The sequence below is a fragment of the Nitrobacter sp. TKz-YC02 genome (assembly GCF_049852135.1).
In the GTDB taxonomy this organism is placed as follows: domain Bacteria; phylum Pseudomonadota; class Alphaproteobacteria; order Rhizobiales; family Xanthobacteraceae; genus Nitrobacter; species Nitrobacter vulgaris.
On sequence record NZ_CP180728.1, the window covers coordinates 2,577,463 to 2,595,592 of the forward strand.

Consider the following 18,130-nt stretch of genomic DNA (forward strand, 5'->3'; position numbering starts at 1 on the left):
CGATTGTCGGAGCGCCTGCTCCCATCAGATGTTCGACATTAGCATTGTTGAGATTCTTGCAGAAAGGACTGGCATTCGTGGGCAAAGCGAGCATTGCTGTGGCGTGAGAGATGGCCCTCGGATCGGCCCCGCAGCGCAATATCGCTGACGGGGCCTTGGATGGTGCGACGCTGATGTCGCATCATTCGGATGGCCTAACCGCTCTGGAGAAGGCCCCCCTTCGCCGAAGACAATGTCGTCGCCATCGCCGCCGCGCAGCACATCGTTCCCAGCATTGCCGTCGATATAGTCGTCGCCGCTGTTGCCGGTGATGGCATCATTGGCGATGCCACCAATCAAAATATCGTTGCCGCCGGCGCCATCGAGAAAGGCAGTCGATGTCATGCCCGAGGCGTTGAACGTATCGCTGCCGTCGTCGCCGATCACCTCTTCAACATGTGCCGCCGCAAGGTCCAACGTCACGCCTTCCGTATCGTTGACCTTAACGAGGTCGAAGCCGGTGCCGCCGCCGAGCCAATAGGAGCGCGTGTCGTTGACATCGACGAGAAAGCTGTCATCGCCTGTCGTTGAATAGAACGCATCCGGATGCGTGCTGTCGGCCAGCGTGAAAGTCGAGGCATTGATGGTCTGCCCGGCGTCATCAGTCACCACATAGCTCGTGACGGTCTCGGCACCCTCGGCCCGGACGATGACCGCCCCGGTGACCTCCGTGGTTGTTACCGACGCGCCGTCGGCCTCGAAATCGACGCTCGCGACCTGGCCTGTGGTCCCGTCGTCCCGTGTGTAACTCGCGCGGTTGATCACGTCATTGCCGGCGATCGCCTCGCCCTGGTTGCCCGAACCCTGCAGCGAGATTGCCGTGATGCCGAGTTCGTCCAGCGTCTTCAACTCGCCGGCATCGGTCTGGCCGTCCGCATTGGCATCGACCCAGATCCTGACCTCGTCGAAATAAAGGTTGCCGGTCGCGGGATTAGTGCGCGACGTCGCGCGCGAAAAGCTCACCGCCCCAAATTGCGCCAGCGACGTCAAGGCGGCGAAGCCGTCCGCAAAATTCCCGCCGGCAAATTTGACCGATACCATCTCGGTGATGTCGTCGATCGCGCCATTGCCATTGCGGTCAAGCACCGTCGCCGTCCGCGGTCCAGCCGGTCTGGTGGGTCTTACCGTCTCCAGTCATGTCGAAGAACACGCTGCCAGAGACCCAGTCGGTCAGCTCAATCCCGTTGCCGTTGAGATCGAGCACCAGGGGATCGATGTTTTTGGTCGTCGACCCTTGCGCCTTAGCGAACGTGAAGCGGACTCCATTCGCCACGATTTCTCTGATCGTCGCTCCCAAACCGGAGCCCTGATCGAGACGTTTGGCGACGTCATGCTTCTTATTCTGGACTTCGTGGCGACCGGGATTAACGTTGCCGGTAATGATGTAGTTCTGCGCCACCGGCCAGAATCCGTCATTGTTGATCGTGGGCGAACCCGCCAGGAATGCCGCCGCCGCCCTGATAGATCCCGTACAGCACCGCCCCGGTCGGATCCGTTAGCACCGGAGCCGCCTGTGTCGGCGCACCGGAAGACCAGTTGGAGCCGCTGACAGAGAGGTGGGAGTTGTCCGCCATTGTGCCTGGCGGCAAGGTCATGGCTGGCGAATAAACTGACTGCACAAACGCCGGCGTTACTGTTACGCCATGCTGCAGCGCCGCCAAGATTCTCCCGTCGTCGCCTTTCAGAACGCCAAGCAACGCATGGCCCGTTCCAAGGTCTTGAACAGGAACATTGAAGAACGCAGAGTTTCCTAACGCATCATTCTTCAAAACATCCAGGCCGACAACCTTTCCGTTACTCCAAACCGCGTTGAGAACAACGCCGTTATTCGCACCCATCATGACTGGCCAGGGCATAAAGATATATCCTTGATATTTCTTTTTAGAGGTATAGATTTTGACTCGTGGCGAGGGTCCTAGTTGTTTGGTCCCGGCATTTTCTGGAGCGGGTTTAGTTTGAATCGCTTCGGTTCGCTTGTCCAGCATTTACAGATGAACTCGTAAGGCGTGAGGCCTTTGAGGGTTTTCAGCCTTCGACCGAAATTGTAAGCGTCGACGAAATCAGCGAGATGGCGTCGCAGTTGGTAGTGGCTGTCGTAGTGATAGCGTTTGACGGTGGCTTCCTTGATAGTGCGGTTCATTCGCTCGACCTGACCATTGGTCCACGGATGATTGATTTTGGTGAAGCGATGCTCGATGCCGTTCTCGCGGCATCGCATGTCGAACATGTGTGTCATGTAGCGGGCGGTTGGGCCATCGGCGTAGCGTGGCGCGAAACGGAACTGAATGCCGTTGTCCGTCAGGATCGTGTGAATCTTGTAAGGAACGGCGGCAATCAACGCGACCAGGAAGTCTGAGGCGGCCACACGGTTGGCGCTCTCGACCAACTGCACGAACGCGAATTTGCTCGTGCGATCGATAGCGACGAACAGATAGAGTTTGCCTTCGGCCGTCTGCACTTCGGCGATGTCGATGTGAAAGAAGCCTATCGGATAAGACTTGAACTTCTTCTTTGGTGGTCTGTCGCCCGCAACCTCGGGTAACCGACTGATCCCGTGCCGTTGCAAGCAACGATGTAATGACGAGCGCGTCAGGTGCGGGATCGTCGCTTGCAAGGCGTAGAGGCAATCATCGAGCGGCAGTAACGTATGCCGACGGAAGGCGACGACGATCGCCTCGTCCTCGACGGAAAGAACCGTCGACTTTGGCTCTTTAGGGCCGGTCGGCAAATCGCTGACCGACGAGCGCTGCTTCCACTTGGCGACCGTCTTCTGGTTTATCCCATAGCGCTTGGCCAGTGCCCTCAGGCTCTCTTGACTATGTTGTATCGCTCGACGGACCGCCTCTGTCGTTGTGGCGCTCCCGTGCAGAATTTGGCCCATAGCGCATCCTTCCATTCCAAGGAAAAGACTGCACCATCAAAGTCCGGGATCAAACACCTAGTCCCTTCCTTCGCCGCAAGGTCCGCGATCCGGTACGAGTACCGATAGGTACCGGATCGCTCCACTCTTTTTATGCATCCAAAACCACGAAGGTAGAACGGTCCTCGATTTTGGTTTTGTGCACTCACCAAACCAACGAGGGGCCGGGAAAGGTTTCCAATGACTACCGTAAAGCCAGTTCAAGAAGCAGCCCAATCGCAAAAGGACGCCGAAGACTTCGCCACCCAGCAAGCTGATCCACGTTCCAGTGAGAGCCTAGTGCCAATGCTTGTCGCCGGGGTTGTTCTAACTTTTGGAGGGATGATTGCCGCCTTGGCCTTTACTTCGGTGACTTAAAATATGGGTCAATATCGAGTCGATACCTGACCTACTGCATCCGGCAGAGGGAGATGAGCGCAATGGCCATGCACCACGCCAGTCCCGAGGAAGTTTTTGATCTCGCACCATTGGGTCCGAAGCTGAAGGACGCGCGGACAACCGCCGTCGTAAAATCGGAAGCGTTCGAGGTCGTGCGCCTCATCGTTCACGCTGGCACGGATATCAAGGCGCACCAAGTTGATGGTCCAATCACGCTGCATTACCTGGAAGGTCGGGCTCTGCTCGGCTTACCTGAAACGTCACTTGAACTTTCGGCAGGTCAATGGGTGTATCTCGAAGGGGACGTCCCGCACTCGCTCAGGGGAATCGAGGATACGTCTGCTCACGATTCTTTTCTTCTCGAAAAGTTCCGGCCCTCTCAGTGATCAAAGGGAAAGAGGGCGGGCATGAAAGATGAGGTGACATGAAGATAGTTGTGGCAACAATTCTAATCATCGGAACATTGGTAGGTATTAGGGTCAGGACTCATTGATCAGAGCCAAAAGATGACGGCTGCTGCGATGCAGATGACAGACATGAATGTATGTGCGCATCGGTCGTAGCGGGTGTGGATGCGCCGCCAGTCCTTGAGCCTGCCGAACGTATTTTCGATCTTGTGTCGTTGGCGATAGAGAAACCGTAATACATATGCTCGCAAGCTTTGCGGGATACCGAGAATGTTACTGCGTCAATCGGTTCCTGACGCAGAGACAAAGTCGCCTTGAAGAACAACCAGACGGGCCAAGGTCTGGGTAATAGCCTGGCGTGCGGGCAACACCTCTCGGCGAGCAGTGCGAATGTTCTGCTGGGCCTCGGCTACCTTGCCTGCATCAATGAGATCGAGCGTCTCGCTGGCCGCCGTACCCAACCAGCCGGCCAGTCGGTGAATGGCTAGATCCATCTGGGAATCGCCATAGCTCAGCGCTTCGAAGAGCCGCTTCATGGTTTCCGCCTCCTGTGGCGACAGCACCCGGTGAAACCAGCGGTCGAGGTGCTTCTGGTAGATGTTGTAAATCTTGTGACAGTGGCCCCGGGCTTCGCCCATTCGAACCGTGAGCTGACCGCTTTCCAATGTGAGTAAGACCTGCCGCTCGGCCGCCAGATTGCCCGCCGGTTCGAAATGCAGGCTGAGGAAGCGGACCAACTCGGATTCGAGGGTCGAATAGATTTTCGACAGCTCGTCGAGCACGGTCGCCAACTTGTCTGCGGCTGCATCCGGATTGCGGAACAGCTTTTTCTTGACGCCGTCTAGCAGGCCAAGTTTGTCGGCGATGTCAAGGAGGGCGGTCGGATCGAATGGGATGGTCATTTGGTTACATGCGTGCTGTTCAGGAGGGCTTTCCTATAGGAGCGGCCTAGTGCATTCGATTCTCGCGCCAACACAGGAGCAGGCTGCGACCTTCTACAAGTTCAAAGCGAAGTTCGGCGGCATGGATGTGTTCGACGGCCGTCGTCTGAAAGCGCTGGAGAAGGGGAACGCTCGGCTGAAGAAGCTATTGGCAAATGCTCAACAATGCGATTCTTGAAGGACGTCACCTCAAGAAAATGTATGATCCGCCCCGTCATTGCAAGGTCCTTGTACGTGACGAAGAAACAGTTGCGTAAATATATCCGGCCTTCGCAAGCGGACTGCTGTTGCAGTCAGGCCATGATGAGATCCGCGCGCATCGTTCTCAGATAGACTCGACCGAGGAGCATTCGTATTCATCACCTTTCCCTCGCGGCGTCGTAGCGATAGCGCAGCAGTGGTAACAACAGATATTCAATGACACGTCGTTGGCCGGTCTTGATTTCCGCCGTCACGGCCATGCCCGGCGCAAGCCGGACGGTCCTGTCGTCGATCAGCTGTAATGTCAGAGCACCATCGAGCCCCGCCTCTTCGGCCACGACATCAGTAATCTCAATTTGAGCACCAATTTTCTGAGCGTAGCTCTGCCATACATCGAGTATCGCTGTTCGGTCACCCACTTGCTCGCCCGCCCGAAGCGCATTGAGTATCGCGTCTGTATCGAGAAATATGACTTTGCTCATGCGTCCTCGCCTCCCCGCGCGGGGTGGATTATTTGATTCCGTTAAGCTTCAGGCCTCTTACGAGTTCGCTTTGTTCACACCAGTCAAGAAACACCTTGGCCAAGTCCTTCGGCAAGTCAAAGGTGAGGCCTCCAGGCGCTTCTGCTCCCTTCTTCGTCTTCGCCCAAATTTTCGGATAGCGAACCGTGTCGAGGAAGCGTGTCCTGCCAATGTGAGTTTGCGAAACGCGATCCCGCTCATCGGTTGGGCGTCGGCAGAATCGATGAGACCATCATCACCAATAGCGTGAGGTGGTATTCAAGCTTGTCGCCTAGCGCGCGAGGGCGCGGAAAAACGCGCCCTCGTTCGGAGTATTTATGACGAAGCCTCAGGGCCGCAATTGTTTTTGTGCGGGTTCGCTCACGCAAATGCCGGGGCAGTCGGCGCCGCCCTTGGCGGGATCGCACGTATCCGACGGATCGTCCACGCACTTCTTGTCTTTCGGGCAGGGAATGCCGGCGATGCCGCCGCACATCTGCTTCGAATAATCTTTGCCATAAGCCGGGCTTTCCTTGGACGGATATTCTTTGCGTTCTTTGATCTCGGGCTTGGGTTCGGCGGGAACGATCTCCACGGCTTCGTGTATCTGGCGCGGCTGGACCGCATCGACGTCCATGGTCTCCACTTCGCCGTCGCTGTGCCTTGCGGAGTAAACGGAGACCACGTCCAGCGGCTCGGGGCTCTTGATCACCACGAAGCCTTCTAGAAAGGCGAAATCGATGCACACGCCATTGATCGGGCAGAAGTAGCTCGCAATGTCGAAGCAACTCAATTTCACGGCCCCGTCCGGCGCCAGCTTGGCCTTCTTGAACGGCGTGACGCTGAAGGGGCCTGGATCGGAGCCGAAATCCGCGGAGAGCGCGACTTTCGCGGCGATTGTGAGCGGCTTATTGCCGGGATTGTGCATGTTGACGATGGTGCGATACGTGCCCTTCGCAAGCGTTCCATCCTGGTGCGGGAGCATCAAGGAGCAAACGACTTTGGCGGCGTATTGATATTCGGTCTTTATGACCTCGGGTTTCGTCGCCTGCGCGAGCGAAGGATCGGCACCCGCGGGGCCGAGCCAATAGGCTAATCCCAACAGCGCCGACGAGAGTTTAGCAAGGCGCAAATGTTTCATCGCAATTCCCTCGTGTTGATTCGAATTTGAAGTCGGACTCACGAGCAATATCGATGGACGCTGCCGATGCAGCCAAAGCGGCCAGCGCCCCCACTGCGAAACTTTTCGTCTTGGTCGCGCCAATAGCCATTAGGATATCCTTGATTCTCGGGCTGTGGCATCGGCCGCCGCCCGAGATCGCTGTTCAAACAAATGCCACGTTCCGGCCCGTAGCATTTGATCCAGATCAAGAGGATCTACCGGTAGCGACAGCTAGGCTGTGCCTATCGCAAATCAAATCCATATTGGTGATGCAGCCCGCCCAGGATTGGAAGGCGAAAAACACGCCCCGCTCTCTGAACCGTGCGCGATAGGGGCGCATCCTTGTCCAACAATAGATTGTAGGAATGTACGGACTTGCGAGACATCCTTTCTCTTGAGCCTCAATGGCAGGAAGGATGATCGGGATGCACAAGTTTCGGCGAGATGTGGGCTACAAGCTGCGGGTGCTCCAGCACGCTGACAAGATTGGCGATGTCGGCAAGGCCTGCCGGTATTTCGGCGTCGCTAGAGCCAGTTTCTACCTCTATGGACGGCTCTCCCGTTGCAAGTCGATTTTGATCTGATCTGCTTGGCCCGTTGCAAACATCTATCCGGCGTCGCCCGCAGTGATCAGGGCGCCCAGATGGGGAATCCGCTCGCGCCCGCCTCTACAACTGGTAGGCCACGAGGGCCTCGATAAAAGTCAGGCTCTTGGCGCGCCGGTCCGACCTGTGCAGCTCATTTCTCCGTCGTCTCGCAATCTCCAGGTGGGTCCTCAGAAAGCGGCGCGGTACGGTTCGCCGGTTCGAAGCACAGCCCAGATGATCCGTGCATTCTTGTTGGCGACCGCCACCGTGGCACGGTTGAAGCCGCGCCGCTCCTGAAGCTGATTGACCCATTGATTATTATGGTCTGTCTTGGATGGCGCCGTCCGGACCACAGCTCTGGCGCCATGAACGAGCAAGCTGCGCAGGTGCTGGCTCCCGCGCTTGGAGATGCCCATTAACGTGGTGCGATCGCCACTGGAGAATTGCCGTGACACGAGACCAATCCAGGCGGCAAGATGACGGCCGTTCTTGAATTCCGCGCCGTCTCCGATGGCGGCGACGATTGCCGTGGCGGTCTTAGGTCCAACACCTTAGATCGTCGCGATGCGCTGGCAACGCTCGCTGCCGCAGAAAACCGCATCGATCCTCTTGTCGAAGATCGCGATACGGCGGTCGATATCTAGGAACAGATCATGCAGTTCAGCGACTGCCTCCCGCGCCAACGGCGTCAGTTCGTTCTCGAGATCCGATAGGATCTCCGGAACCACCCGGCGGGCGCGGGTAATGCTCTTGGCAATGCCGAAGCCTCGATCGAGCAAGAGACCTCGGATTTGGCTGACCACAGCGGTGCGATGATTGACCATGCGCTGGCGAGCGCGATGCAGGGCTTGGATGTCCTGCTGCTCGATCGTCTTCTTTGGGACGAGCGGAATGTGCGGTTGGCGTGCGGCGGTGCAGATCGCCTCAGCGTCGTTGCCATCGTTCTTCTGCCGGCGCACAAACGGCTTCACATATTGCGTGCTGATGATCTTTACCTGGTGGCCGAGTGCCTCAAACTTACGAGCCCAGCAGAACGCGCCCGTGCATGCTTCGACCACGATCGTGCAGCGCTCGACCTTTGCAACAATGTCGAGAAGCCGATCGCGCATCACCCGCCGCTTCAGCACAACGCAGCCATGATGATTGACCCCGTGAAGTAGAAACACGTTCTTGGCGATATCGATGCCCAGTGTCTCGACGGTCATTGCAGCTCTCCTTGCTGTTGCAGGCTCTCAGCCTGAATGGTGGAGGGAGAGCCGTCCGTCCCATTAGATGGTTCGTGGGCATCGGCGTCGACGATCCCGCCCGGTACCTGTGCCTACCGCAAATCAAATCCGGACATATTGATGGTGCAGTCCGCCCAGGATCGGATGGCAGAGAATGCGTCCAGCTGTCTCGGCGGCCCGTGACATCGGCGCGTCCTTGTTCAATGACAAATGGGTGCGCGTGCCATTGTAGATCGCGATTGAATGCTGGATTTTGTCGCGCCTATCATCCGCTAACGTGACAATGCCCTCGCCCGGGTTCTATAACCGACCGGGCATCATAGAGATCCGTACCATTGCGCCTATCTCTCCCGCAGGCTGATCGCGTTCAGCAGGACTCCGCTTGAGCGGGCGGCGGACTTGAGAAACACCAGCGCAATCGCGCGGGCCTCAATCGTGCGAGGTGAAATGGCCGTGCCACGCATCCGCGGTCAACCGTGCAAATTCCCCGCGGCCCAGATGGATGAGCGTGGCGTGATCGCCGCCCTCTATGTAAATCTCGCGCTGCGCCTCGATGCTGTCGTCGACGATGACGTCGAGCCCGTAGCACTCGCCAACCGGTGGAACGGCCCCACGTTCGCAGTCGCAAAACAGCTGCACGATCTCGTCTTCACTCGCCAGAGCGACCTTGTCACCGAGCTGCATTTTCAAAGTCGACAGGCGGATGTGGTGGTGCGAGGCCGGAAGGACTGCCAGCAGGTAGCCGCCGTTGCGGCGCAGCACGACGCCCTTGGCCAGATAGTCACCCGGCACGTTGCAGGCTTCGGCGGTGCGCGTCGACGACATAGTGGGATCGTGTGAGATCTGCTCGTAGGTGACGGTTTGATCAAGGTATTTCTGCAGGGTCGGAGCGATGGTCATGTCGGTTCCTCCATTGCAATGGGCAATCCGCACACCGGGAGGAACTCGCGCCGTCGCCTCACGATGCGGGCGATTGTAGCTTGGCTGAGGATACGCCTGTCGGGAGCCCGCGACAATGCGCGGATTTCGTCGGCCAATCATCCTTCGGCCAAAGGCCGTCGTCGCGCGGCGGATTGGAACCATCCAACATGCTGCGGCGGCCGCAAATCCGCGGCGGCGAAATCGTGCAAAATCGTATGGTCGCGCGCCCGAAGAGATTTGATCAGGATCTGACCTTTCTTATCGCAAATCGAATCCGTCCGGACATATTGGTGGTGCAATCCGCCGAGAATTGAACGACAAAGAATGTGCCCAGCGCGGTCGACGGCGCGCGATACCGGCGCATCCTTATCCAAGGATAGGTGCGTGCGCGTCTCATTATAATAATTTATATACGACTGCAGCACATGACGAAGATGCCGCTCGCCAAGCACAACAACGTAGTCAAGGCACTCCTGTGTGTGCCGAAAACCTCATCCGAGTTGATGAGGTGACGGAATCGCCTAAACTGGCGAAATGATCGGGCTGCTCTGTTTCGCTTTGGCCGTCCTGACCTCGCCATTCAAGTCGAAGTTGCGGCTTGAAGCTGAGAACGCGGCGCGCTTCGACATCAGTTGATTGTTTTGCGGCGCAAGTCGCGGGGCCGTGTTCGACTCGCAAACAGCGATCGCTGGTTCTTTGTCCAGCTGTATCGCTGGTTTCCGTCAATCCTGCAGGTTCTCACCATCATCCGGCCCGAGACGCTGGTGCGTTGGCATCGGGCTGGCTTTCGCCGCTATTGGCGTTGGAAGTCGCGCCCGCAGGGAGGGCGCCCGCGGATCGACGCGGAGCTACGCGTATTGATCCGGCGGATGAGCGTCGAAAATCCGCTTTGGGGCGCGCCCCGCATCCACGGCGAACTGCTCAAGCTCGGGTTTGAGGTCGCGCAATCAAGCGTCGCCAAGTACATGGTCAAACGGCGAGGACCGCCAAGCCAAGGGTAGCGGACTTTTTCTGCGTAATCACGCGCCGGATATTGCCGTATGGACTTGTTCGTTGTCCCGACGATCGGTTTCGACCTGCTCTATGCCTTCGTCATCGTCCGGCTCGATCGCAGAGACCTCGTCTGGATCAACGTCACAACAAACCCCACGGCGGAGTGGATTGCGCGTCAGATCACGGAGGCCTTCCCTTGGGATGATGCCCCAAAATACCTGATCCGCGATCGGGATCAAATCTATGGCGCGGTCGTCACCCGCCAATTGCGCGCCATGGGCATCCGAGACAAGCCCACCGCAGCAGCTTCACCTTGGCAAAATGGCTTTGCCGAACGGCTGATCGGATCGATCCGGCGTGAGTGTGTGGACCACATCATTGTCCTGGGAGAGGTGCATCTGCGCCCGGTACTCAAATTTTATGCCAACCATTACAACCGTGTCAGAACCCATCGATCTTTGGACAAGGATGCGCCGGCTTCCAGGCCGGTTTACCGAACCGGTGTCATTTGTTCACACGCCATTCTGGGCGGGCTGCATTACCGCTACGCCCGTGTTTAAGTTTTCGGTACACACAGCTATCTCTTCCTGCCGGAAGGCAAGCACGTCGGTCAGCGGCTACAGATGGCCGAGTTCATGAAGGACGACTTCCGCGCCATTTACGGCAACCCGGCTGGCTGCGATCCCAATGGCTGGCCGACCGATAAGCTACATTCGTGGAATGACTATTCGATCGAGCCGCACTTCCACGCCAGCCATTCGCTTTTCCATGGCTGAAAAACGAGTTTCGAGCGCGCCGAAGCGCACTTCCATAGTGCGAATTTCCTCGCTGATATTATCGAGCTTGGTGAGGATAGCAGTCTGGTTGCGGCGAATGGCGCGCAGCATCTCATGGACGACCAGTTGGACGTCGTCATTGTCGGGCTCTTCGCTCATCCGCATTTTATAGCACGCCGCTAACAAAAAGCCAGAAGCGGGAGGTGAGCGACAGCTCGTTTTGCGCGTTGTTTACCGCCAACGCCATGTAGGCTTCGGCGTCAGACATTTTGCGCTGACCCGAGCCGGGCACCCTACTTCGCGAGCAAGCCGTTTGCGGCAACGTGCAGCCAAGCCGTGCGACTGATCCCAAGCCGCCGAGCGTCGGCATCGATACTGTGCCTACCGCAAATTAAATCCGAACATAATGATGGTGCAGTCCGCCCAGAATCGGGCGACAGAGAATGCGTGTCCTTATCGCAAATCAAATCCGGGTATATTGATGATGCAGTCCGCCCAGGATCGGATGCCAGATAATGCGTCCAGATGTCTCGGCTGCGCGTGACATCGGCGCGTCCTTGTTCAATGATAAGTGAGTGCGCGTGCCGTTGTAGTAGCTCATGTACGAGCGCAGCACGTGGCGCAGATGGCGGTGCGCTTTACCGACGAGAAGCGCTATTTTGTGTCCGAAGCCACCGTCTATCGCCTGCTCAAGGCCCATGATCTCATCACCAGCCCGGCCTTCGTCGTCATCAAGGCCGCCGACGAGTTCAAGGACAAGACCACGCGGCCCAACGAGATGTGGCAGACAGATTTTACCTACTTCAAGATCATCGGCTGGGGCTGGATCTATCTGTCGACCGTGCTCGACGACTTCTCCCGCTACATTTGCACAACCATGCGCGCCGAGGACGTGACCGACACGCTGGAACTGGCGCTCACGGCTTCAGGCTGCGACAGCGCCAGGGTGCTGCACAAGCCAAAACTGCTCAGCGACAATGGCCCGTCTTACATCGCCACCGAACTCGCCGAGTGGATCGACGCCAACGGCATGAGTCATGTCCGCGGCGCTCCGCTTCATCCCCAGACGCAGGGCAAGATCGAGCGCTGGCATCAGACGCTCAAGAACCGCATCCTGCTCGAAAACTACTTCCTTCCTGGCGATCTCGAACGCCAGATCGAGGCCTTCGTCGAGCGCTACAATCATCGCCGCTATCACGAGAGCCTCGGCAACGTGACCCCGGCCGACGTTTACTTCGGAAGGGCCGTAGCCATCATTGAACAACGGGAAAGGATCAAACGACAGACAATCCAACTCCGGCGCTTGCAACACCGCAAGCTCGCCGCTTAACATCAGCCCAAAAGCCGACACTCCGCTAAATCGAGCAGCCATCAGCGCCAAATGTTCTGACGACGGACACTGCTAAAAATCGACTCCGAGGATGAGGCGTTCAAGGACTAAACTGGGAAGTCAGCAAGCGCAAATTGGGTTTCAACGCTGAGTTTTGGAGATCGGCGATGGATCGTGATGCGCTTCAGAATGACCAGTGGGAATCCGTGGGATGCCCAAGTCGCATTCGAACGCCTGCCGGTCCCACTTGGCCAGGTCAGCGGCCGCTTCGTACGTCGATTGCAGGAAGCTCGTGAGGTCCTCCTGAGGATCGGCACTGGTCCGCACCGCCTCATAAGGCAACAAGAACTCTCCAAGCTTCTGGTCGAAGCGGGCCGCCGCCGGCTTGACGCAACGGTCGGCGAAGCCCCCGGGCGCCGGATAGGCGTAGGAGTAGAACATCGCCTCATCCACCCCGCCGCCGCCGGGCCAGAATCCAGCCGAGGATACTTCGTGACTATAGGCTTCCTGGGTAATCGAATCCGGAAGCGCGGGAATCCCGCCGGGATGGAGCGGTGCTTTGCGTCCCGAGAACCGTGTCACAGCCAAATCGAACGAGCCCCAGAACAGATGCACCGGCGAGACCTTGCCAAGATACCCGGTGCGGAAGCGTGCGAACACGCGGTCGATCTGCACCAGCGCCCGATGGAACCGCTCGACCGCCTTACGGTCGTAGGGCCGCAATGCGGTGTCCTGCGCGAACGGTTTCGCATCGGGAATCTCGTTCGGAGCGCCATGAATGTTCATCCGCCCGCCAAGCCGTTCGACCAGCGTGGTCGTCCGGCTCAGGAAGTCGGCCACACACATTGCCTCCAGCGGAAAGCTCTCGCGCATATCGGCCGTTTCGCCGATCAGCGCATGATCGTGGAAGTCAAAGGTCAAGGTGATGGCCGACTTGCCGTCGGGCACCATTCCCGTCGTCAGACCGCGCGGCGTCACATAGAGCGTGGCGTGCCAGGAGTGATTAACCCAGGGTGTGTGCGCGAGCCGGTACTTGCCGACGATCTGCGTCCACAGATGGAGCGCGGAGCATGTTTCGGCCCAATCGCGATAGGGCAAGGCCGGCCAGCCCGTTTCTTCCTCGCTCATCCGATGGGCTCCATGGCCTGCCGCGCGAGTGCCTGCTTCACACCCTCGTCCGCTTCCATATGCACGCGGAACGCTTTCAGCGGCGGATAATCGCCGATCGACAGCGGCGTCTTCTCGATCCAGCGCGTCAGCACATAGAGAAAGGTGTCGGCGAAGGAGCGCTGGCCGAGATACCATTTGCCGCCATTCCCGCTCAGAACGCCATTCAACCGCTCGTAGTGACCGACGAGTTTCTCATAGGTCTTACGCTTAACCTCTTCCTGCGCCCCCGCGCTCTCGGCAAATTTTTGGGTGTTAAAGTGACCGCCATAAGCCGCATGGACTTCCGAACTCATGTAGGCTAGCGCCTCGGCCTCCTTGCGGCCGAGCCGGCTGCTGGGGGCGTAGCTCTCCTTGCCATAGGTCGCTCCAAGCCAGGCGAGGATCGCCGTCGCCTCGGTCAGCACATCCCCGTCTTCGAAGCGCAGCGCCGGCACCTGTCCCCGAGGATTGATGGCGAGATAATATTCCTTTTTCTGGTCGCCATAAGGAATGTTGAGAATTTCGACCGGAGCGTCGAGCCAGGCGACAGCGATGTTCGGCGAAAGCGAACAAGTGCCAGGCATCGTGTAGAGAGTCGGCATCTGATATTCTCCTTCTGTGCTTGTGTTCTCGATGCGCGGGCTTCGCCAGTCGGTCGTATACGAGAGCCAAAAATCCCGACGAAGCCATTACTCTGCGGTTACGCTAAACGCCGTTCGAAATTCCAACGACAGCTTGCCCCTTAAGTTAACCACCGCATCCATGTGAAAGAAAGGCGATCACAGGGGCAAGGTGGCAAATGAGACGTAGAACTTGCACACGACCCGAGACGAGCAACAAGATTGCTCAGAATGACTGGCGTTGCTGGAGCAACGAGTTTGGCTGTGAGCTAACAGGCTCGTCAGGCCCCCTGCCCTGCCCCCGCGGCTTGGCCACTCGCGGGGCAGCGTTGGTGGGGATGCGATGGATGCCCCGCGTCACGTACCTGGCCGCGACGACTCACTTCAAAGGCGCAGTCCCACTTCTCGTCGATCAAGTTGACAGATAGCGTTTGGTTCGCAATACGGACCATCGGCCTACCGGCTTTGCTCTGTCCAAATCAAGAATTTGAATCATAACTCACCTGCGCGCCTCCCCTTTCAACCGATCTTCAAAACTGCCTTTAGGAGGTGCAGGGAATGACCCATCGAACCTGCTGCGTTGTCGGCGCCGGCCCAGCCGGCTTGATGTTGGGTCTGCTATTTGCGCGCGCGGGCGTAGACGTGACCGTCCTGGAGAAGCACAGCGATTTCCTGCGCGACTTTCGCGGCGATACGGTCCATCCATCTACCCTCGAAGTCATGCACGAGCTCGGACTGCTTGACGGACTCCTGAAGCTGCCGCACACGCAGGCTCCGAGATTGCACGCCGAGATCGACGGCAAGGACATCACAATCGCAAACTTCTCACGCCTGCCGACGAGGTGTCGCTTTATCGCGTTCATGCCGCAATGGGATTTTCTCGATTATGTCGCGCGGCAGGCGTCCAGATTTACGAATTTCCGGCTGATCATGCAGGCGGCGGTGACAGAGCTTATCGAGGAAGACGGCCGGATCGTCGGAGTCCGGGCCGCTACACCAAGCGGCGATCTGGACATCAGGACAGCGTTGGTCGTCGGAGCCGACGGACGCAATTCGATCGTGCGGGAAAAGGCAGGCCTCGAGATCGAACGCTTCGGAAGCCCGCGCGACGTGCTGTGGATGAAGCTCTCACACTGGCCCGATGATTCACCCTTCGTCATGGGACATGGCGGACCGCGGCAAGGCTTCGTCATGATCGACCGCGGCGACTATTGGCAATGCGGCTACGTTGTTCGGAAGGGGTCGTTCAATGACGTGAAGGCCGTGGGGCTGGATGCATTCCGTGCAGCCGTCGCTGCGATCTCACCGTTGCCGCCCGAACGTATGGAAGAGGTGAGGTCGTGGGATGATGTACATGTGCTTAGCATACGCATCGACCGCTGTCCGGGATCAGCGCCTATGGCACAGAATTGAAGGTATGATTTAAGGAGAGTTCGGTTCTCGTCGATGACGAAGGAACGAACATGACTACGAAGTCTCGCAGCAGGAAAAGTTCTGCCGAACGGGTTGTCAAAGACATTCGCCGCGCCACCCGGCGCCATTTCTCGGCGGAAGATAAAATCCGGATTGTGCTTGATGGCTTGCGCGGTGAAGACAGCATCGCTGAACTGTGCCGCAAGGAAGGGATCGCTCAGAGCCTTTACTACGTCTGGTCGAAGGAGTTCATGGAGGCAGGCAAGCGGCGGCTGGCCGGTGATACGGCGCGAGCTGCGACAAGTGGTGAAGTGCAAGACCTTCGCCGTGAGGCGCATGCCCTGAAGGAGGTGGTTGCCGATCTGACGCTGGAGAACCGTCTGCTCAAAAAAAGCATGATCGCGGATGGGGGCGAAGGCGAATGAGATATCCCGCATCCGAAAAGCTTGAGATCATCAGGCTCGTCGAGCAATCGCATCTGCCGGCGAAGAAGACACTCGACAAACTGGGCATTGCACGTCGAAGCTTCTATCGCTGGTATGACCGTTACCTTGAGGGCGGGCCGGAAGCGTTGGAAGATCGTCCTTCCCGGCCAGGTCGCGTGTGGAACCGCATCGATGCCGATATCCAGGGTCAGATCATCGAGATGGCGCTGGAGCAATCCGAACTTTCATCGCGCGAACTGGCAGTGCGCTTTACCGATGAGAAGCGCTACTTCGTCTCCGAAGCCAGTGTCTATCGCCTGCTCAAGGCCCACGATCTCATCACCAGCCCAGCCTTCATTGTGGTCAAGGCGGCTGATGAGTTCAAAGACAAGACGACAGCACCCAACCAGATGTGGCAGACCGACTTCACCTACTTCAAGATCATCGGCTGGGGGTGGGTGTATCTGTCCACCGTACTCGATGACTTCTCTCGATATGTCATTGCCTGGAAGCTGTGCTCGACCATGCGCGCCGAGGACGTCACCGATACGCTCGAACTGGCCCTTGCAGCTTCAGGCTGCGACAACACCAAGGTGTTGCACAAGCCCAGACTGCTCAGCGACAATGGTCCCAGTTACATCGCCGCCGAGCTTGCCGAATGGATCGATGCCAACGGCATGAGCCATATCCGCGGCGCACCGCTGCATCCGCAAACCCAAGGCAAGATCGAGCGATGGCATCAAACCCTCAAGAACCGCATCCTGCTCGAGAACTACTTCCTGCCCGGCGATCTCGAGTGTCAGATCGAGGCATTCATCGAGCATTACAATCATCGCCGTTATCACGAGGGCATCGGCAACGTCACACCCGCCGACGTCTACTTCGGACGTGCACAATCCATCATCAAACAGCGTGAAAGGATCAAACGACAGACAATCAAATATCGGCGCTTGCTCCACCGCAAAATCGCCGCTTAACATCAACCAACAAATGAGGCCCGCTCTCCGCTAAATCTCGCCGCTCTTTGCGCCAAATGTTTTGATGACGGACAATGCTGCCCTCCAAATCCAGTCAGATTCCTCAACGAAGGCATTCATGGCCGAACAGATTCTGAAGGCCGCAGGAAATGGTGTTTATCGCCGAAAGGATCTGACCGACATTGCTGTTAAAGCAGCTCGCATGGAAGCACTGGTCGTCTCTGGCGAGACGTCGAAGCCAAAATAGAACTTGTCAGACGCGCCATGAAGCGTTGGTGAACGCTTCTGGGGATTACGCACTGAGATAACAGGCTCGTCTCAAACAACAACGATTGCTCGCAGTTAACGTCGCAGGGCTGGAGACTCTACTGGGGAGTTCCCTGAGCACGATCCCCAACGTCTGAGAGATACATGCGCGCTCCAACTTGCTCGATTGGCCATTCGGAGGAGTCCAATGAACGGCGCATACGACAGTCATTATAAGCGCCTCCCCGGCAATGATCGCAAACCACCTATGGCGGAACGCTTTCTTGCCTATGCCAGACGGTTCTGTCCGTATTTGAGCTGAGACTGGGCGGGTTCGCGCGGTTTTTACCAAATGGACGTGCCTGACTATGGGCCGATATCCCATCCAAGGTCAGGTCGCTTGCAACGGCTATCGTCTGAGGAAAATCGGAGCGAGCACCCGCCGCGATGTCACCTTGAAGAGCAAATTGTGTCAGTCCCGAATAATTTGGCTGCCAAGGCTGACCAGAGCCGTAGAAATACTCCTTCGCTTCGGGATCGGAATAGGGAAGGCCACTCGTCGAGGCGGCATCATACAGGCTTTCGACAGCACCGCGGAAACCAATATTATCGAATGTTGTGCCACCCAGACCGTACAGCGATGCAACAAAGCCGGCGAGAGCTCCACCTAATGAATGTCCGGTTGTTTCGATCGTTCCTCCAGTTTCCTGTTGGACAGTGCGAAAAAAAATCGACAGCCAGACGAACTTGCGCGGCGTTGTAGTTGTCAGCAAACCAGACTGACCAAGCTTCAATATCTTGAATGTTCGCGGGAAACTCCGAGGGATTCAATGAAGGAAGCACATCCGTTCCGCGATAGGATATTACCGTTTCTCCACTCCAGGAGTAAGCCTGAGCAAAAAAGCCTTCTTCTGGCGAC

General features: G+C 57.6%; 19 protein-coding genes and 5 pseudogenes. 10 read left to right on the top strand and 14 right to left on the bottom strand.

Going from position 1 to position 18,130, the window contains the following annotated elements:
* Window positions 1-24 precede the first annotated feature (24 nt).
* From ACM561_RS12195 to ACM561_RS12210, 4 genes are read right to left on the bottom strand one after another with little or no spacing between them, the layout of a single operon-like run.
* The gene (locus ACM561_RS12195; RefSeq protein WP_425905373.1) at window positions 25-1,125 is read right to left on the bottom strand and encodes a calcium-binding protein; all 1,101 of its coding nucleotides are present in this window, start codon (window positions 1,123-1,125) and stop codon (window positions 25-27) included.
* Window positions 1,118-1,438 carry a hypothetical protein gene (locus tag ACM561_RS12200; RefSeq protein WP_425905374.1) on the bottom strand — a complete coding sequence of 107 codons (321 nt, stop codon included), beginning with the start codon at window positions 1,436-1,438 and terminating at the stop codon, window positions 1,118-1,120. The genes ACM561_RS12195 and ACM561_RS12200 overlap by 8 nt, the downstream gene beginning before the upstream one ends.
* A 13-nt stretch (window positions 1,439-1,451) precedes the next feature.
* Window positions 1,452-2,024 (bottom strand): hypothetical protein, encoded by a 573-nt coding sequence (locus ACM561_RS12205; protein ID WP_425905376.1) that lies wholly within the window; start codon window positions 2,022-2,024, stop codon window positions 1,452-1,454.
* Complete coding sequence (locus ACM561_RS12210) at window positions 1,955-2,920, bottom strand: IS481 family transposase (protein WP_425905378.1); 966 nt, start codon at window positions 2,918-2,920, stop codon at window positions 1,955-1,957. The genes ACM561_RS12205 and ACM561_RS12210 overlap by 70 nt, the downstream gene beginning before the upstream one ends.
* Window positions 2,921-3,139: 219 nt before the next feature.
* Here ACM561_RS12210 and ACM561_RS12215 point away from each other — a divergent pair, with 219 nt between their 5' ends.
* On the top strand, window positions 3,140-3,316 hold the full coding sequence (locus tag ACM561_RS12215; protein WP_425905380.1) for a hypothetical protein: 177 nt from the start codon (window positions 3,140-3,142) through the stop codon (window positions 3,314-3,316).
* A 62-nt stretch (window positions 3,317-3,378) separates the two neighbouring features.
* A complete protein-coding gene (locus ACM561_RS12220; RefSeq protein WP_425905381.1) occupies window positions 3,379-3,723 on the top strand; it encodes a cupin in 345 nt (114 codons plus the stop codon).
* Between the two features lie 107 nt (window positions 3,724-3,830).
* Here the strand turns inward: ACM561_RS12220 and ACM561_RS12225 are convergent.
* Window positions 3,831-3,968 (bottom strand): annotated as a pseudogene (locus ACM561_RS12225) (transposase); the annotation flags it as partial.
* A gap of 57 nt (window positions 3,969-4,025) precedes the next feature.
* A complete protein-coding gene (locus tag ACM561_RS12230) occupies window positions 4,026-4,646 on the bottom strand; it encodes a hypothetical protein (RefSeq protein ID WP_425905383.1) in 621 nt (206 codons plus the stop codon).
* An 85-nt stretch (window positions 4,647-4,731) separates the two neighbouring features.
* Between ACM561_RS12230 and ACM561_RS12235 the strand changes: the two are divergent.
* A pseudogene (locus tag ACM561_RS12235) lies at window positions 4,732-4,842 on the top strand (transposase); the annotation flags it as partial.
* A gap of 202 nt (window positions 4,843-5,044) precedes the next feature.
* Here the strand turns inward: ACM561_RS12235 and ACM561_RS12240 are convergent.
* Together ACM561_RS12240 and ACM561_RS12245 are read right to left on the bottom strand one after the other, a co-directional pair.
* The gene (locus tag ACM561_RS12240) at window positions 5,045-5,368 is read right to left on the bottom strand and encodes a hypothetical protein (RefSeq protein ID WP_425905385.1); all 324 of its coding nucleotides are present in this window, start codon (window positions 5,366-5,368) and stop codon (window positions 5,045-5,047) included.
* 367 nt (window positions 5,369-5,735) lie between these two features.
* A complete protein-coding gene (locus ACM561_RS12245) occupies window positions 5,736-6,527 on the bottom strand; it encodes a hypothetical protein (RefSeq protein WP_425905386.1) in 792 nt (263 codons plus the stop codon).
* Between the two features lie 446 nt (window positions 6,528-6,973).
* On the opposite strand from ACM561_RS12245, the gene ACM561_RS12250 reads away from it, so the two are divergent.
* Window positions 6,974-7,132, top strand: a complete 159-nt coding sequence (locus ACM561_RS12250) for a hypothetical protein (RefSeq protein ID WP_425905388.1) — start codon at window positions 6,974-6,976, stop codon at window positions 7,130-7,132.
* A 191-nt stretch (window positions 7,133-7,323) separates the two neighbouring features.
* Here ACM561_RS12250 and ACM561_RS12255 read toward each other — a convergent pair.
* Both ACM561_RS12255 and ACM561_RS12260 read right to left on the bottom strand, forming a co-directional pair.
* Window positions 7,324-8,340, bottom strand: a pseudogene (locus ACM561_RS12255) (IS110 family transposase).
* A 450-nt stretch (window positions 8,341-8,790) separates the two neighbouring features.
* The gene (locus ACM561_RS12260) at window positions 8,791-9,261 is read right to left on the bottom strand and encodes an aminoacyl-tRNA deacylase (RefSeq protein ID WP_425905390.1); all 471 of its coding nucleotides are present in this window, start codon (window positions 9,259-9,261) and stop codon (window positions 8,791-8,793) included.
* Between the two features lie 662 nt (window positions 9,262-9,923).
* Between ACM561_RS12260 and ACM561_RS12265 the strand changes: the two genes are divergently transcribed.
* Both ACM561_RS12265 and ACM561_RS12270 read left to right on the top strand, forming a co-directional pair.
* Window positions 9,924-10,283, top strand: a complete 360-nt coding sequence (locus tag ACM561_RS12265) for a hypothetical protein (RefSeq protein ID WP_425905391.1) — start codon at window positions 9,924-9,926, stop codon at window positions 10,281-10,283.
* A 39-nt stretch (window positions 10,284-10,322) separates the two neighbouring features.
* Window positions 10,323-10,835, top strand: coding sequence for an integrase core domain-containing protein (locus ACM561_RS12270; protein WP_425905392.1), 513 nt, complete (start codon window positions 10,323-10,325; stop codon window positions 10,833-10,835).
* Window positions 10,836-10,982: 147 nt separating this feature from the next.
* Here ACM561_RS12270 and ACM561_RS12275 read toward each other — a convergent pair whose 3' ends face one another.
* Window positions 10,983-11,210, bottom strand: a complete 228-nt coding sequence (locus ACM561_RS12275) for a hypothetical protein (RefSeq protein ID WP_425905393.1) — start codon at window positions 11,208-11,210, stop codon at window positions 10,983-10,985.
* Window positions 11,211-11,673: 463 nt separating this feature from the next.
* Here ACM561_RS12275 and ACM561_RS12280 point away from each other — a divergent pair.
* A pseudogene (locus tag ACM561_RS12280) lies at window positions 11,674-12,381 on the top strand (transposase); the annotation flags it as partial.
* A 141-nt stretch (window positions 12,382-12,522) separates the two neighbouring features.
* Here the strand turns inward: ACM561_RS12280 and ACM561_RS12285 are convergent.
* A complete protein-coding gene (locus ACM561_RS12285; protein ID WP_425905394.1) occupies window positions 12,523-13,509 on the bottom strand; it encodes a DUF5996 family protein in 987 nt (328 codons plus the stop codon).
* On the bottom strand, window positions 13,506-14,132 hold the full coding sequence (locus ACM561_RS12290) for a glutathione S-transferase family protein (protein WP_425905395.1): 627 nt from the start codon (window positions 14,130-14,132) through the stop codon (window positions 13,506-13,508). The genes ACM561_RS12285 and ACM561_RS12290 overlap by 4 nt, the downstream gene beginning before the upstream one ends.
* A 576-nt stretch (window positions 14,133-14,708) precedes the next feature.
* On the opposite strand from ACM561_RS12290, the pseudogene ACM561_RS12295 reads away from it, so the two are divergent.
* The 3 genes and pseudogenes from ACM561_RS12295 to ACM561_RS12305 all read left to right on the top strand — a co-directional run.
* Window positions 14,709-15,530, top strand: a pseudogene (locus tag ACM561_RS12295) (FAD-dependent oxidoreductase); the annotation flags it as partial.
* 83 nt (window positions 15,531-15,613) lie between these two features.
* Window positions 15,614-16,965, top strand: a protein-coding gene (locus ACM561_RS12300) for an IS3 family transposase (protein ID WP_425905397.1) whose coding sequence is annotated in 2 segments (ribosomal slippage) — window positions 15,614-15,950 and window positions 15,950-16,965 — 1,353 coding nt in all. Because the reading frame shifts where the segments join, the coding sequence is not laid out codon by codon here.
* A gap of 118 nt (window positions 16,966-17,083) precedes the next feature.
* Window positions 17,084-17,212 carry a hypothetical protein gene (locus ACM561_RS12305; protein ID WP_425905399.1) on the top strand — a complete coding sequence of 43 codons (129 nt, stop codon included), beginning with the start codon at window positions 17,084-17,086 and terminating at the stop codon, window positions 17,210-17,212.
* A gap of 265 nt (window positions 17,213-17,477) precedes the next feature.
* Here the strand turns inward: ACM561_RS12305 and ACM561_RS12310 are convergent, their stop codons facing one another.
* The gene (locus tag ACM561_RS12310; RefSeq protein WP_425905400.1) at window positions 17,478-18,005 is read right to left on the bottom strand and encodes a hypothetical protein; all 528 of its coding nucleotides are present in this window, start codon (window positions 18,003-18,005) and stop codon (window positions 17,478-17,480) included.
* Window positions 18,006-18,130 lie beyond the last annotated feature (125 nt).

Bases quoted from the DNA above. Each gene is read 5' to 3' on its own strand.
- ACM561_RS12275 (WP_425905393.1), bottom strand. From the start codon at position 11,210: ATGAGCGAAGAGCCCGACAATGACGACGTCCAACTGGTCGTCCATGAG.
- ACM561_RS12305 (WP_425905399.1), top strand. From the start codon at position 17,084: ATGGCCGAACAGATTCTGAAGGCCGCAGGAAATGGTGTTTATCGCCGA.
- ACM561_RS12205 (WP_425905376.1), bottom strand. From the start codon at position 2,024: ATGCTGGACAAGCGAACCGAAGCGATTCAAACTAAACCCGCTCCAGAA.
- ACM561_RS12220 (WP_425905381.1), top strand. From the start codon at position 3,379: ATGGCCATGCACCACGCCAGTCCCGAGGAAGTTTTTGATCTCGCACCA.
- ACM561_RS12230 (WP_425905383.1), bottom strand. From the start codon at position 4,646: ATGACCATCCCATTCGATCCGACCGCCCTCCTTGACATCGCCGACAAA.
- ACM561_RS12245 (WP_425905386.1), bottom strand. From the start codon at position 6,527: ATGAAACATTTGCGCCTTGCTAAACTCTCGTCGGCGCTGTTGGGATTA.
- ACM561_RS12215 (WP_425905380.1), top strand. From the start codon at position 3,140: ATGACTACCGTAAAGCCAGTTCAAGAAGCAGCCCAATCGCAAAAGGAC.
- ACM561_RS12210 (WP_425905378.1), bottom strand. From the start codon at position 2,920: ATGGGCCAAATTCTGCACGGGAGCGCCACAACGACAGAGGCGGTCCGT.
- ACM561_RS12240 (WP_425905385.1), bottom strand. From the start codon at position 5,368: ATGAGCAAAGTCATATTTCTCGATACAGACGCGATACTCAATGCGCTT.
- ACM561_RS12285 (WP_425905394.1), bottom strand. From the start codon at position 13,509: ATGAGCGAGGAAGAAACGGGCTGGCCGGCCTTGCCCTATCGCGATTGG.
- ACM561_RS12290 (WP_425905395.1), bottom strand. From the start codon at position 14,132: ATGCCGACTCTCTACACGATGCCTGGCACTTGTTCGCTTTCGCCGAAC.
- ACM561_RS12270 (WP_425905392.1), top strand. From the start codon at position 10,323: ATGGACTTGTTCGTTGTCCCGACGATCGGTTTCGACCTGCTCTATGCC.
- ACM561_RS12260 (WP_425905390.1), bottom strand. From the start codon at position 9,261: ATGACCATCGCTCCGACCCTGCAGAAATACCTTGATCAAACCGTCACC.
- ACM561_RS12250 (WP_425905388.1), top strand. From the start codon at position 6,974: ATGCACAAGTTTCGGCGAGATGTGGGCTACAAGCTGCGGGTGCTCCAG.